The organism is Thermocoleostomius sinensis A174, assembly GCF_026802175.1.
In the GTDB taxonomy this organism is placed as follows: Bacteria; Cyanobacteriota; Cyanobacteriia; order Elainellales; family Elainellaceae; genus Thermocoleostomius; species Thermocoleostomius sinensis.
This window is the reverse complement of the sequence record NZ_CP113797.1, coordinates 5398275-5413723: the sequence shown is the minus strand read 5'-3', so window position 1 is coordinate 5413723 and position 15449 is coordinate 5398275. Positions and strand designations below refer to the sequence as shown.

10 protein-coding genes are annotated in these 15449 nt (G+C 46.4%); 2 read left to right on the top strand and 8 right to left on the bottom strand.

Features of this window, described 5'->3' with window-relative positions; genetic code table 11:
• The 6 genes from OXH18_RS23455 to OXH18_RS23430 form a co-directional block, all read right to left on the bottom strand.
• A complete protein-coding gene (locus OXH18_RS23455; protein ID WP_268609938.1) occupies positions 1–1398 on the bottom strand; it encodes a hypothetical protein in 1398 nt (465 codons plus the stop codon).
• Complete coding sequence (locus OXH18_RS23450) at positions 1395–2600, bottom strand: protein kinase family protein (RefSeq protein WP_268609937.1); 1206 nt, start codon at positions 2598–2600, stop codon at positions 1395–1397. The genes OXH18_RS23455 and OXH18_RS23450 overlap by 4 nt, the downstream gene beginning before the upstream one ends.
• Before the next feature lie 84 nt (positions 2601–2684).
• Positions 2685–3047 carry a hypothetical protein gene (locus tag OXH18_RS23445; RefSeq protein ID WP_268609936.1) on the bottom strand — a complete coding sequence of 121 codons (363 nt, stop codon included), beginning with the start codon at positions 3045–3047 and terminating at the stop codon, positions 2685–2687.
• A gap of 4 nt (positions 3048–3051) precedes the next feature.
• Positions 3052–3531, bottom strand: a complete 480-nt coding sequence (locus OXH18_RS23440; protein WP_268609935.1) for a phage tail protein — start codon at positions 3529–3531, stop codon at positions 3052–3054.
• A gap of 50 nt (positions 3532–3581) precedes the next feature.
• Positions 3582–4040 (bottom strand): phage tail protein, encoded by a 459-nt coding sequence (locus OXH18_RS23435; protein WP_268609933.1) that lies wholly within the window; start codon positions 4038–4040, stop codon positions 3582–3584.
• 75 nt (positions 4041–4115) lie between these two features.
• Positions 4116–6050: a phage tail sheath family protein gene (locus tag OXH18_RS23430; RefSeq protein ID WP_268609931.1), complete on the bottom strand. Its 1935-nt coding sequence runs from the start codon at positions 6048–6050 to the stop codon at positions 4116–4118.
• Between the two features lie 372 nt (positions 6051–6422).
• Between OXH18_RS23430 and OXH18_RS23425 the strand changes: the two genes are divergently transcribed.
• Both OXH18_RS23425 and OXH18_RS23420 read left to right on the top strand, forming a co-directional pair.
• Positions 6423–7721 carry a DUF4255 domain-containing protein gene (locus tag OXH18_RS23425; protein WP_268609930.1) on the top strand — a complete coding sequence of 433 codons (1299 nt, stop codon included), beginning with the start codon at positions 6423–6425 and terminating at the stop codon, positions 7719–7721.
• Positions 7722–7737: 16 nt separating this feature from the next.
• Positions 7738–9723, top strand: a complete 1986-nt coding sequence (locus OXH18_RS23420) for an ATP-binding protein (RefSeq protein ID WP_268609928.1) — start codon at positions 7738–7740, stop codon at positions 9721–9723.
• A 191-nt stretch (positions 9724–9914) separates the two neighbouring features.
• Here OXH18_RS23420 and OXH18_RS23415 read toward each other — a convergent pair whose 3' ends face one another.
• Both OXH18_RS23415 and OXH18_RS23410 read right to left on the bottom strand, forming a co-directional pair.
• Entirely contained in the window at positions 9915–12479 is a 2565-nt protein-coding gene (locus tag OXH18_RS23415) for a COG1470 family protein (RefSeq protein ID WP_268609927.1), read from the bottom strand.
• Positions 12463–15435, bottom strand: a complete 2973-nt coding sequence (locus OXH18_RS23410; RefSeq protein WP_268609926.1) for a WD40 repeat domain-containing protein — start codon at positions 15433–15435, stop codon at positions 12463–12465. The genes OXH18_RS23415 and OXH18_RS23410 overlap by 17 nt, the downstream gene beginning before the upstream one ends.
• Positions 15436–15449: the final 14 nt, after the last annotated feature.

Below are 15449 nucleotides of genomic sequence, written 5' to 3'. Positions count from 1 at the left end.
TCAATTAGAATGAATAGGTGTCAGTCCAGCATTCGTTAACAACTGCTGTCCTTGAGGACTTCGAAGCGCTTGAGCAACGGCTCGACCAACCTGCGATCGGGTTTCACCCTTGGGATAAACTACAATCAGTGGAAAGGATAATGGATAGCGGCTAGATATCACATCCTTATCAGGAAAATAGCTGCCTTTGCTGCCACAGAGGTCTGTTCTGGGTGTAATGGGTTTACCGTTTCGTTCGACTAATACTTGTACTCCACGATTGCGATTGATAATGTAATTGATAATGTGATCGCTGGAATGTTTCTTGATGGCTAAGGGATAGACAGAGCACTGATTAAATGCTTGGCTCAATCGAACAAATCCAATGCCCAAGGTGTTGTTATTCTCAAAATCTTGGAGGATTTCACCAAACATTTGAAGTGGAGTTCTAACCTGAAGGTTAGCTTGCGCTAGCCGCTCAATCTGCTCTTCCAAGCCTTCCGGTTTTGATGGTAGCCGCTCCACTGAACGAGTAATGTCAGACAAAATCACGAGATCGTCAAATAAATTGCGATCGGCTCCAGACAAAACTCGCTGTTTAAAGATCTCCACAACCTCGGGTTCATCGGGGACGTAACGTTTTACTGGCGTGTTTTGTAAACTATTGGGTGCTCTCCAATCTTCGCCAGTATAAAGGGTTTGCAGTTGCTTGAGGGTAATTTGACCGTTAAGCTGTTGGGGAATGCTGAGCCGGGATTCTTCAGCCTGAGTACCAGCACGGAAAAACTCACTAAATGCTACAACAACGACGATCGCATCGTAGGCAATAACTTGATAATTTAGGTCGCTGTCGTATTCAAATTCCTGAGTCGTTGCAGCGTTTGACGAGTCGAGCGGTGCGGTGTGGTGTAGTAATGCAAAATGAGCTTGACCTGATGTCACCTGTTGAGTAATCGCCTTGAGGGAAGCTGTATCGGATGACCTGTTAAGAGGCACGAGAGGAGGTAATTCACACGTATCTTGCACAGCAGTTAGCAGCGATCGACTTGGAGTACTGATATTAGACTGGCTGAGAATGCGCTGCCATAGCCCATCGGTCGCATAGCGAATAGATGTTTGATGGGCTAGGAGAGGGGGTTGTGAACAATCAGATGACTCTACAACAGAATCAGTAGAGTTCGGTTGGTTGGGAGAAAGTAACATCCATATCGCAAATCCTGTAACCCCTGCAATCATTCCACTCATCACTCCAGCCATCACCACAACCCGTCCCCAATACCACCAGCTTTTGTTTTCTGTTTGGAATTGTGAGGCATCTGCGCGTACAGTCGGCTGTTTGGCTGAGTGCTGTTTTTCTGCACCATAATCCAGTTCATTGAGTTTGGTATGTGCCTCACCCGCTGTCTTAAATCCTTTCATGAGTCAATTAGCTGCTGAATAAATAGTTCAAGATTTTCAAGATTGAGATTTTTATCATCCGATTGTAGTTTTTGTTCGTTCATCGAATTGTTGTTCGAATCTGGCTTTAGTAGTTCTTTTGCAACTTCCCCTAATGCGTGCAGATCTCGCTTTGGGGTTAGCTGCTTTTGCTTTTGTTCAGTCTGTGCTGGAGCACGAAACAAATCCTCCCATAGGGCTAAATCTGTAACATAAATCCAGAAACCTGGACGATTGCTATCGCTCACGGATTGGTGCTCTACAATCCACAAACTGTCAAAGCTGATATTACCGTGCACTAATCCCCATTGCTTGTAAATTGGATCATAGACTTGAGTATGCAAAAACCGCAGCGTTTGCAGAACCTGATCTAACACCTGACGCACTCGCTCTGGAGACATTTGCTTTTGAGATGTTGGTTGTGATGACAGATACTCTCTGAGCGTTATGCCGTGTTCGATCGGATCTGTGATGAGATAACAATAGGGTTCCTTCTGGTCGGCAATCGCTTCTCGCAGGGAAACCAATCGAAAATCCTTGCCCCGATCGGGCTGCAACCGTAGATGGTTAATGCGTTCAAACTTCTGCTTCCGTTCGGTAATTTCATCTGGGGAGAACTCTTTTGGAGATAACTCATAGACATTGATCCAGACAGTTTGAGTTCCCTGTGTCCGACCTTCATATCGCGTATAAGTTGACGATACAGGGTTAGTCTGGGGCAAATCTAGGTTGTTCTGATCCAGCTTCTTCTGAAATTGATATCGTCCTCGACGCTGAATTTCTTTCCCCAAGAATGGATCTAGCTGAGCTTGATGGGATGGAGCAGACGGGTGAGAGGGAGGAGAGGGCAAGTGCACTGTTTTTTCTGTCTGCGATATGCGACGCAGCGTAATCCGAGATGCTGCTTTGCGCAATCGATCAGGCTTTGTACGCAGTTGACTATCAGTAGTGGGGGATTGGAGGGAAGAAGTCGAGCGATCGGGCAATTGATTTGGCGACGATGAGGGGGGCGATGAGGGTGACGATGAGTCGGGCATTGGTTGATCCGACCTGGCCTCCACTTGCCCCAGTCGTTCAACACCACGTTCTGCTTGCCGTCGTAGGACATAGAGTGGATCGAAAAAAATTCTCCCTATGTTTCTAGCTCGGCTCAGCGTTGAGTTCCATACATCTATGAGTCTCATGAAGCATCCCTGCTTTTAACATTTGTAAAATTAGGTTCGCGCTTTTACAATGAATTGATGAGATTAATGGAATTTTCTGGTAACTCATCTATTCACCGATTCACTCATTTCACTAGTTTCCTTTTTAGGATTTTGCGATTGAAACATTCGATCGATTACTTCCAATTCATTAATCTGACGATAGAACTGGTACAGATAATTGAGATCGCAGGCATAGAGACTCTCAATGATAACTGGAGTAATCTCATCTAGTGCTCCTAGATGTGTAATGACACGTGACAGAATAATGACAGTGGCATAGGCGGGATTGGCCTTAACACGTGGATCGCGCATGGGAACGATTTCATCATTGGTTTTGGCTAATCGCATAATGCCCTTGCGATGCCAATTACCGTGTGCATCAAGGTAGCCTTTGGGTAAGGTAAATTCAAATTCAGTGGGAAACATGGTTCTATCTCTTGCGGGAAAAGTCTTCAACAACAATTTCCAGTTCTTCAATTTCCATCTCACCGCTTTGGGCACTGAAATCAGATAGTGAGTAGCGGGTGGGCCAAGCGTTACGAAACTCAAAGCGTGCCTGTTCAACTCCGGCTTGACTGTAGATGCACAGTGCCCCATCTCGCCGCTGCTTGGCCCAATCTCCTACTTCAACCGCTTCAAACCAAGTCCATAATGTCATTGAGTTAGTTAAGCCGCGCCGCAGCACCAAGTTATCAGTTTTGGATGATCCGGGTAACTGGGTTTCCACAACACGCCCGTACTTGGCCCGTCCCCACTGTTGTGGTGTCACTTCACAGATTTTGATCGGTTCTTGCGATCGCTTAAACCCTTGACATTCCAGAAAAACGGCATCGACGAGATCGTTACTGCCATCCAATCTCAATTCCAGATAGAAGCGGCTAGCAGTCAGCAATTCTGCAAAGGTAGCCATGATTTAGCGCTCCGTTGGTACCTATATCGATAAATTACTGATGAACACGTCTATTGCATTCGCTTAATGCCTTCATGCACTAATTCCAACGTTTCGTTGGCCATATTGCTGTCACCGGCCGAGAAACTGGGACCTTCATACTTACAAGGATAAGCATTGATAATTTCCCAACGAGCTTGCATAGAACCAGCTTGATCATACGCGGTGACTGAGGCGGCTTTACGATTACTCATCCACGATGATGCTCCTCCATCGTTAGTATTACAGTCTCGATACCAGATGTATAAATCTTTATCTGTCGTAGCTACTACCTTAACGGTGACATTCGTAAACTTTTCGGTAGTAGGAGTTGCCTGGCGGATTTTTACACCCCGCTTACCAGAACCATGAACCCCTCCTTCACCTGCTACAGGAGATTCAACAGATAATCCAGAAACCTCCAAAATCAGCTTTTCGGCAACACCATCTGCTTCAAAATAAAACTTACAACTAGTGAGAAATTCAGACATGCGCTTGCTCCTTTTGCTTAATGTTGAGTGATTGTTAAGTGATGACTTGACGAATTAACGAAGAAACCGAAAAGGTTATTTCTCATTAGGCGACCACTGACTAATGCGGAAGATCACAAATTCTGCGGGACGTACAGGTGCAACACCAACCTCAACAATCAACCGTCCCAACATCATGGTTTCAGGGGTGTTTAGTTCTGCATCGCATTTGACAAAAAATGCTTCTGCGGGCGTGCTGCCAAATAGCGCACCTTCACGCCAAATGCGTTCCAAAAAGTTGGTTACTGTGCGGGTTACACGGGCCCACAGATCTTCATCATTGGGTTCAAACACTGCCCACTGTGTTCCTAGTTCGATCGACTTTTCGATATAGCTCATCAACCGCCGTACGCTGATATAGCGCCACTGCACATCGTCGCGTTCAGCGAGGGTACGTGCTCCCCAGACCCGAATACCCCGATCGGGGAATTTGCGAATGCAGTTAACACCGAGCGGATTGAGAAACTCTTGTTCGCGGAAGTTGACATCGTAGGCTAAATCGATAATACCCCGTGGTTGCACATTAGCAGGAGCTTTATAAATGCCTCGCGTTTCATCGGTATGACACCAAATTCCCATCATGTGTCCACAGGGAGGAACCAAAATCGGCTCACTGTTGCGGGGGTTGATGGTTTTGACCCAGGGATAGTAGACCGCCGCTACATCAGAGCGCCGCCCGAATTTATCCAACCATTGCTTGACATGCTGAGGTTTTTGCTGGTTTGGCTGAAGTACCTGCGGATTGTTTTCCCGCCCATACGTAATGGGGGGAACGTCAAGGACAGACATCCGATACTTGGGGCTGGGAGCAGAATTCTCGCAGCCGGTAATTATTCGTTCCATCAAGTCATGAACTTGTTCAAGGCTGAGCCATTTTTTTTGCAGAGCCAGCATCAAATCTGGGCAGGCCACCATTGCAACTTCGTCAATCTCAAACAGTCCCCCAATTCCTGAGCGATTGGTGCGATCGCCATACATCTCTGAAAACAGTTGATCGACTGGATAGACGACCGGATCACTAACTTCATAAGTCCCATCAGCCGGCCGTCGAGATAATGCGTGTCCCGGTGTATTTTCGACTTCAACAGTGACCCAAGCTGAATCCTCAAATGCTGTTTCAACGTAAGTGCCCGCATTTTGTTGAAGAATATTACTATTACGATGTGACTTCCGCTCCGAAACACCTTTATCCATCGATAGATGTCGGTGAGGCCCTTCTAGGATTCTCTCACCCTGCTTCAGAGTGATTTTAAAAAACTCGTCCGTATTGAATACATCAGGTGCTCCGGGTTCTTGGGGACGCGGTTCATCTGGTTCAACCACGACCTGAATGCGTCGAGGATTGGAGGTTGGCGCTTGGGGTTTGAGCTTAATTTTCAGCGTCTCCTTCTTTCCGACTGTACAAAGGATCAAGGGAGTAGGTTCAGCCACTCGGGATAAGTTGGCAGTATTTTCTTGAAAGTTAGCAGATGAGGTTGACTCACTTGTTTCAGATTCAGGTGAGGTTTCTTCCCTGGGCTGAGAGGGTAGTTCTGACTCAGTAGCGCCAGTTTCGGTAGGGGATGTGGTTTCGGGTGAGAAACTTTCACTGGCTTGAGGGAGGGGTATTGATTCACTAGCGACAGGTTCGGCTGAGGATACAGTCCTCGATAAGACATTTTCCAGAGGAGCTTGAGTGCCAATACTAACCACCCAACATCGTCCACCACCGTTGTCAAACCACCCTCTGACTGCGAAAGGTAGATAGGCATCAAAGCTGGTAAACCCTTTAGAACCAGGCTTAGCAAAATACTCCAAGTACTGGTTCCAATTAGCTACCAGCATCGGTTCAAACAGTTGCGCACCACCGCGAATATCTTCAGTAAATCCAACAAAACCAGCGACACTGAGTGACGTCCCTTCAATAGGGCGGCTGCCGCGATCGATCTCTTCAACATAAACACCGGGAGCGAAATAGTCCAAACGAGCCATACAATTATCTCCAGATGACGAGTCATTGCGTGCTTTTGTGTACTTTTAGCCAATACTTTTGGAATGTATTTGAGATAGAAACTGAGTAGTGATAGCGAACCAACCAAGCGCTAGTGAAATTCAATTGCCGGAATATTCTAGGTATATCGCTGAACAGTGTTAGATAAAGTTAGATCAAAGTTAGATTCAAGGTTAGATGGCGTGAACAAGTCGTTGTTGAGCTTGGCTAATCGGTAAAAGCACCTGTAGAATGCAGGTGAGTAGTTGGTTGCCTCCCCTGAGCTACACAAGGGTTCAATTGCCGTCGGAAATGGCTGAACAAAGTGTTCAACCAAAACGTCTAACCAAAACATTCGACCAAAGCGTCAAATTATGAGTAATCATCTTGCGATTGCCACCGTTACGGCTGCACTGCAAACCATTATTCAAGAAGGAATTCGCACGGATGTGCCCGGATCGCGAGTGACAACGGTGCGTCCTGATCACTCTGCCAGTAGTGCTCTGGAAGTTGGGGTCAATATTTTTCTTTATCAGGTGACTCCTAACCCTGCTTGGCGCAACGCCGATCTCCATACTCGCCGTCCGAAGGGAGATTTGATCAAGCATGGACAAGCTGGATTAGATTTACACTACCTAATGACGTTCTACGGAAATGAGCAGGAGTTGGAACCGCAGCGGTTGTTGGGCAGTACCGTGCGCACACTAGTAGATCAGCCCATTTTGACTCCTGAAATGATTCAAGGAACGATCGCCAATCCAACGCTGTCTTTTTTGGCTAATTCCACCCTAGAAGATCAAATCCAACTCGTGCGCTTTATTCCCAGTTCCATCACTACGGAGGATTTGTCTCGTATCTGGTCGATCTTTTTTCAAACGCCCTACTCTTTGTCACTAGCCTATCAGGGAACCGCTGTGCTGATTCAGGGCGACAAACCGGGCAGATTACCGCTGCCTGTGCGTCACTATCAGTACTACGCCATGGTTATACCTGGGCAGCCCAAAATTGATCAGGTGACACCCAATGGAATTAAGCAACCTGTAACTCGCGACAGTACGCTGGATATTCGTGGACAGCGATTATTAGAGAAAGTAACTCAAATTAGGATTGGTGAGACGATCGCAACCCTACGATCATTGGACGATAATGAGGAAATAGAGCGGACTGAAATAGAAAATGGTGAGACGATTATTCTACTAAAGCAAGAACACCTAACAGATACTCGTATCATCTTAAATCTATCTTTGGTTCTGACAATTCGGGCTGGAATGCAAGCATTGCAAATTCTGCATCCACCTGCCTCAGCATCAAATGCTGTGCCTCTAGTAATTTGTCCCACGATTCAGAACGAAACAATCGGCTCCATCAACAACTTGCACCGAAGCGACGATCGGACCTATAGCGGTGAGGTGGAAGTACAAACGGATGTTTTGGTTGGCGAAGCACAGAAGGTATTTTTACTGCTTAACTCCATTCTGGATCACACACACAGCTACATTTTTACAGCCAATTCACGCAATCAAGATACCAATACTTCAACCTTTGCCATTCGTAGTGTTCGCAGCGGGGAATATCTTGTGCGCTTAAAAATTGATGGAGCCGAAAGCCCTCTCAATGTTGATGAAGTGACTAATCGCTATGTCAGTCCTAAACTATTGGTTCCAGTCAGATAGAATTCAAAAAAGAAAAATGAAAACTCAAATTTCTGACACTTCTAATACCGAAAATCTACACGAACTGATGATGGCCTTAGACTCGGTTCGTCAAACCCTAAAGCAACAAATATCCTATGTACAGGATCAGACTGCAAACACCCAGGGGCAATCGGCTAACTGCACACCATCGCATGCTTCGGCTTTAGGACAGCTTTGTATCATCTTTGGTTTATCGTCCTTCGAGCGCGATATTTTGGTTCTGTGTGCTGGTATGGAATTAGATGCCAATCTGCCCCTACTGTGTGCCGAAGCTCAGTCCGATCCTCAGCGTCCCTATCCCACTTTTAGCCTAGCACTCGCAATGTTTGCGACAAAGCATTGGAGCGCAATCACACCCAGTAGTCCCCTGCGACGGTGGCGATTAATTGAGGTTGGGCCGGGAACTGTCTTGACCCTCAGCCCACTGCGCATTGATGAACGCCTATTACACTACCTGATGGGCGAGCAATGCCTCGATTCTCGCTTAGCTGGACTCGTGAAACCACTAACGTTAACAGATAGCCCCATTCGCTGCCAAACAATCCATCAGGAATTAACCGCGCAGATGATCGCCATTTGGCAACAGTCGTCACACATAACTCCTCCGATTCAACTGTGTCATGGCGATCGCTTTAGTAAATGGGAGATGGTGGCGGCGGCAGCGGCGCAATTAAACCGTAAGCTGTATCGTCTATCACTGGCTGCACTGCCAACAGCACCTGATGATCTCAATACCCTAGCCTGTCTATGGGAGCGTGAAGCCCTCCTTGAACAGGCCATGCTACTGCTGGACTGTGAAGAGGGAACTGACCCATCCAGAGAACAGGCGATCGTGCACTTGCTAGAATCGCTCCATACGCCAGTGGTCATTATCAGCCGCGATCGTCTCCCTTGGCAACAGGCTTCACTGATTACCTTTGAAGTCCCCCCCCTATCCTTTGACGAGCAGCGATCGATTTGGCAGCATATTTTGCGTAGCAATGAATCGATGGATGCACAGGTTAATTCTCAGATTGAAGAGCTAGTCTGCCAATTTAATTTGAGTGTATCGTCAATTCAGTCTGCCTATGCCACTGCCCTCAGTCAACAGCGCAACCATGCCATGGACCCAGAAACGGCACTCTGGAATGCCTGTCGTGTGCAAGCTCGTCCTCGCTTAGACGATTTGGCTCAACGCATTACTTCTAGAGCAAATTGGAATCAACTAGTTTTACCACAATCCCAAAAACAAATTTTGCGAGAGACGATCGCCCATGTGCGACAGCGTGCTCAGGTCTATGAACGCTGGGGCTTTAGCACCGTTGGTTCCCGCGGATTGGGAATCAGTGCCCTGTTTGCTGGCGTTAGTGGCACCGGAAAAACCATGGCCGCCGAGGTCATTGCCCAAGAACTCCAACTCGATCTCTATCGTATTGATCTCAGTGCTGTTATCAGCAAATATATCGGCGAAACAGAAAAAAACCTACGACGTATTTTCGATGCCGCTGAAACAGGTGGAGCAATTTTGCTATTTGATGAAGCCGATGCTTTGTTTGGTAAGCGTTCAGATGTGAAAGATAGTCACGATCGACATGCTAATGTAGAAGTCAGCTATCTGCTTCAGCGCATTGAAGCCTATCGCGGTCTAGCGATCCTGACAACTAATTTGAAAGAAGCGATCGATCAGGCCTTTATGCGACGAATTCGCTTTGTCGTTCGTTTTCCCTTTCCCGATGCTCAGCAGCGGCGAGAAATTTGGCAACAGATTTTTCCACCCCAGATGGCACATACGCTTGATTTAAAAGAAGACAGCAAGAAATTGGCTCGATTGAATGTATCGGGGGGTAATATCCGCAGTATCGCGTTGAATGCTGCTTTCCTAGCAGCAGAGAATGGCGAACCACTTAATATGAAACATTTACTGAAAGCGACTCAGAATGAATATATCAAGTTGGAAAGAACTTTAACTGCCGCTGAAGTGGAAGAATGGGAAGCACAATAACTGATAACACTGAGTTGAGTGTACTGAGCGAGGCTATGACCGAATACAATAATACAAGGTTAACCGATCGTCCAATAACTATGCTAGAAGGACAATCGGTTTGCTGTTAGGACGGGTTTGTGCTGCAAATTCATCCGCTTCGAGTTTCAGTACCTTGAAATCACCCTAACTGAATCATCCGTTGCCATCGATCAGTTCGGACGTGGGGGAAGTTCAATCGGACCTAGTTCCAACTCTGGTATGATCGATGGCGTTTCTTCGTTCGTTGCAGCAGGCGAGGGGGCAGATTCGATCGATCGTGCGGTCTCAATCACAACCGTTTGGCTCACTTGTTCACCAGCTGCATTGGTCACTCGCAACGTGATAGTTTCTCGACGTGGTGATTGACTCAATGGATAGGGCATGGTTCCCTCCAACGGAACCGGACCTGGTGCGGGCAGCAATTCAACTTGAACTCCCTCACTTGGTTCAACCTGCCATGAGAGTGTCAGATCGTCGGGTTGTGTCTGAGGATCGATCGAGTAAATTTGTTTAGGGGCTTGCAATACCTCCTGCTCATTGACCCGAAACGAGCTAATTCGAGGAGGTTGCGCTCGAATTTGAATAATGGGAGTTGCTTGGATGATGGGTGGTGCTTGCAGTTCTGATTGTGGAATAACCATCAGTTGAAACTGATAGCTTCCAACATTGCGAATATTAGTCGGAACCTCGCGACAAACCAAATTGATTGATTGACTACAAACTCCAGCTAATTCTGCTGGAACGCCATTGCGAAAGGAATAGCTCCTGACTTCACTACTAACTGAACCATCAGCAGTTAGACTCACCAATTTGAGTTCAGCAATCTGACTGGGACTAGTGATTTCCCAATTAAGTCGAATGGGTGGAGGGCTAGCGCTGTTTGAATCTGTATCAGGTGTTGTCACCGCTCCATAGCTGGAAGAAGCTGGAATAAATTCAACAATAGTAGGCAACGGTTCGGGGGGAGCAACATCGATCGTATCGGTGGTTGCTACATCAGTAGGTGAGTTGGGGACTTGTTCTCTCAATCGACGATTAGCGTTGCTCTGATCGGCAAACACCTGAAGCTGAAACACATAGCTGCCTGCGGCAGCGGTGGGGGCGGTGACTCCCTCACAGCTTAAGAGATCGCCGCCTGACTCAACACGACTAGTAGGATTAGCATTGCCTGGAAATAGCCGTGAAAGCTGTCCTATCCAAGGAGGCAATCTAGTCCACTTGGATCTATTAGAGTGGGAAGACAACGAACGATCGGCGCTCGACAGTTCACACTGCTGGCGCAGTTGGGAAGGTGTATAGTTCTTACGATAGGCTTCTGCATTGTTGTCTAACCGAGTTAGCACCACAGATTCTACCTGATCAAACTGGTTGATTGTCCAGTTGAGGGGAATGATATCTGTGTCTTGAGTGGGGGCGATCGTCTCAAATTGCGTGATAGTTGGTGGTGGCAACGGTGCTGCAAACAATCGCTGCCAAAGCCAACCCCCCAAAACAGCTAAGCCTGCCAACAAAGGCAGCAATAGCAATAACAATAACCACAAGGGTCGCGGTTGCCAAAGAATCGTTCCCTGCCCTGAATTGGCTAAAGACAGCAATTCCTGATCCTCAGACCCGCGCTGAGCGTCTTGCTTGACCTCCTGCAACGCTAGATTGAACTCAATTGCCATGCCTTTCCCCCACAAAGGGCGACGCCACCATTTGCGGGGAATTGCCTTTAAGGTAACAGTTGGTGGATCAGAATTGTCGTGATTGGGGCAATGCGGTGGCGATCGATGCGGTATGACTATAATCTTTGATTGGTCTGCTATGTAACGGAAGATTCCTTCACGATCGCTCGCTTCAACCTCAACCATGCGTTTAATGTTCCCCTGATTCAGTAACCGCACTTTAAATTCTCCAGCTTCAGCAGGAATTGTGCGGTAGCGCGGCGGCAAAATTTCAGCATCAAAGCGGTCATCCTCAAGGATCTGAATGTAGACCACATCTAGCAACGCATCACTATCGCTGTTGCCATGTCCCTCGTTGTCAGAAATGAGGCGAATGGTAGGAAAATATAACCCAGCTAGTTCCCCTTTAGGTGGGTGAAACAATAGCTCAATTTCTCCTACTTGCTCTGGATTCAGTTCTAGTCCATCGGTTGTGCTCACTAAACCGGAAGCAGCAATTTTGCTTTCAGGATAGCGCACGCTATACCACTGTTCAGCAGGAGAATCTAGGCAGAGTAACGTAAACCGATCGACTCGTTTCGATCGATTCTTTACCTGAACATTCATTTTCAGGGTTTCGCCGATTTTCAGTGGATGAGGCTTTGTGGAACTAGTAAACGGCTGAATCACAAACTCTGGAGTGCTACGGCGGCTAAGTTCATCCGAGAATGCCACCTGAAGCTGCTGCGGGTACTGTATCGGATACCTGGAGGTTTTGGTTGTAGCTTCAAAGCTAATGGCATAGTGATATAACCCTGGTTCTGCTTCCAACGGTACATCAAAACTAAACTCGATTTCTTTGTCCGCGTTAGGGTCAAGCTTTAGCGGAATCGGGCTAGTGAATCGATACCACTTGGGCAGGGGTTTGGATTTTTCATCCGTCGCAACTATCCATAAGTCAACGGCGATCGGCTTTCCTTCTAAATTTTTAATGTTGATTTTGCGCATTCCCGATGTGCCTGGAGCAATAGAGGAATGCCCCTCGGTCAGTCCGATAATTTTGATGGGACTGCTATTGACAGTTTGCATGGCTATTCATCCCTTTAAAGCGAAATAGTCTGACATGGGTTCGATTAGCATCACTGGCAACCAACACATCGGTTCCAACAACATGAATATCTACGCTCTTAACGCTAGTACGAAAGGATAGCTGTTCGAGCATTTTAGGAGGTTCAGGTGATTCCTTTGACAGGTCTTCCAGTTGCCACAGCGTCACTCGCCCATCGTCTCCAGCACTGGCAAGATAACAGCCATTTTGGCTCAATGCTACCGATCGCACAGGAATTCCTTTTGATTCACCGCTAGTAATATTTTTAGACGAAGTTGAAGCTAATTTCTGTCCTATATATTGTCCTGACCATTGTGGTTCACAATTCACTGTATTAGTCTCGTTACCAAATTCATCTCTCATCGATTGAGATTTCTGTTCTTTAAGCACGCATTGTCGCAACTCGTTCATATTCCATATACGGACATGACCTTGATTATCTGCTGTTGCCAGTCGCTGCTGATCATCAGAGAGTGCTAAGCTCTCAATGTAGTCATACTGACTGCCCTCTTCTGTAGATGAATCGCTGATTTCATACAGGCGTTGTGCTTGCCAATCCCATAGGGCGAGTTTGTTATATTGTCCAGCTAGAATCACAAAGCTTATGGTACGAGATGGATTCTGTGGAGAACGACGTACAGGTTGTGCAACGTCTATCGATGGTTCACACTGAGGTTGCGCACCAGTGGCAGATTGAGCCGTATCTTGACTGTCCTGACTGTTATAGACCGCCAAAGCTGAGATAGTAAATCGCGGATAGACTTTGACGGTCGTTTCACAGAATGCTTGCAAATCCCACTGTCGTACGAAACCGCTGCCGTGTCCACTAAACAGATAGCGAGAATCACGAGTGAAATCTAAATCAAATACCCGATCGTTTAATTTCTCTAGTGTTGGATTAGTAGAGGTTCTACCTTGTGGTATCAAGTCTGTTAGCTTCTGTTTCAGAGATACATCCCAGAGTTGAATCGTGCCGTCTTCCAACCCGGCAGCGATTTGCTGATTATGTTCTGGTAGAAGTCGAATCACCCGCACGGCTTTACCAGCATCTTGTGACTGAGCAATAATCCCTTCATAGCTGAGAGGTATCAACCTGGAACTGAGGTTTGTACCCCATCGTCGAATGGTACGATCGCTTGATCCACTAACAACAGTTGCACCATTGCCAATTAGACGCACCGAAGAAATGGAACCTTGATGATAGCTTCTTAGGTTCAAAAGCCAAGCACCGCCCAGCAACAGCAACAGCGGAACTAGAATCTGTAACCAAATTGGAATGCGCGGTTCGATGCACAATTCCAGCTTCTTGGATTTAGGTTCAATCGGAATGTCAGCCTGATCTGTATACCCATCAGGGTCGCCAGAGCGATGCGGAGTAATATAAGGAGTAATATGTGGAGTGACCCAATAGAACTTTTTCCGCGATCGCAGTAGCGGTCTTGAAAACCCAGTCATAAGAGGAATACGCAACTCCAGCGATTCTGACTGAGCAGGGTGGAGCAAAAAAACCTCTTCATCCTCTAATGTAATGTCTTTGATATTCTCATCTTTGATCAATTCATCGCTTATTTCAGTTTTTTGTTCTGCCTCAACCTCCAATAAACACATCGACTTGATTTGCAGCGATGTGTTACTTTGGTTGTCCAATTTCAACTCAAAGTCAGCATAGTTTTGTTCTCTTCTCATCACTGCTGATGAATTGACACAGTTAAAGCGTACCTTTCCCCAAGGTAGAGCCTTGATCGTGCCTTCAGCCTGTACTGTTTTTCCTCGTTCAGGCTTTGCTTGAATGATGAAATGATAGGACTGGCTTAGGGATTCCGGGCTTGCAAGCGGCGCGCAGCGAAAGATGACTTGCTTGCTGTTGCCAGGGGTAACCGTAATATTTTGGTTGCGTGTTTCTGAAGAAATCCAGCTTAAGGGAGGAGAGCTTGCTGATTCATTTGATTGGTCTTGATTGGTACTTTCGTTGTTGTTAAACGTCACCGTAACCTTGACTAGTTCGCCACCCTGATTGCGAATGAGTACCGGAACGTCGATCGCCTCACCTGGTTTCACGCTCAGTTCCCTATTGAGAAGTTGAAGGTCGATCGATGCCTGAGGATGGCCGATAAATAATTTCAGCGATCGCTCAGCCTTTAACGCTTTATCCTCAATTGAGGAGATTTCTGCCACTAGATTAATTGTTTTACCATAAGCCGGAATTGGAGCATCTATGACTTTAATGGTGAAATTTGTTTCTTGTCCTGGAGGTTTTTTAGTACTAACTCTCGGTTCAACTACATACCATTTCTTATCTTTATCTATATCAAATTCAGGCGCATAAATTTTCACTTTAAAACTTTTAAGTTCATTATTAGCAAGTTGATTATCATGATAAACAACCGTAATTTGTAATTCATTCTCCGTTCCTAAAATTGCTCCTGGAATTACCTTGATCGCCTGCTTCGACTGCGCTACGCTAATTTGTGAGTTAGGCTGCATCGGTCTAAAGGATTGAGCTTGAGTCAACTGAATTCTCTTGCTAGGTTGGTGCACTCGAAGCTCAAATTCTTGTTGGTCAACTAATTCCCAAGATTCAACTAGAAACAAGTTGACGGTAAATTTAATAGTTTTACCGTTCTCAACAGTAGGTGGTTTAAGAACCTTAATATGAAACCGAGTAAGCTGGCTAGTAATGCAAACTGGTTGAACCCTGTACCAGCGAGAAGAGCCATTAGACTCTGGCACTGAAAGCTCTAGGTGCAGGGAATCTCTGCTGTTTTGATCGTTAACAGGCTGAGCCACTTCTATGACAAATTCGCTCTTATCATTAGGGGTGGAATATTCAATTCTTTCTATCTGTGGGCGAACGCCAAGCTGATGACGGTTCTCGTTGGTACTCTCAGGAATAATGACCTCCAATTGAGGAGTTCGATCGCTAAACATGATTTCCATTCCTATGATAGATA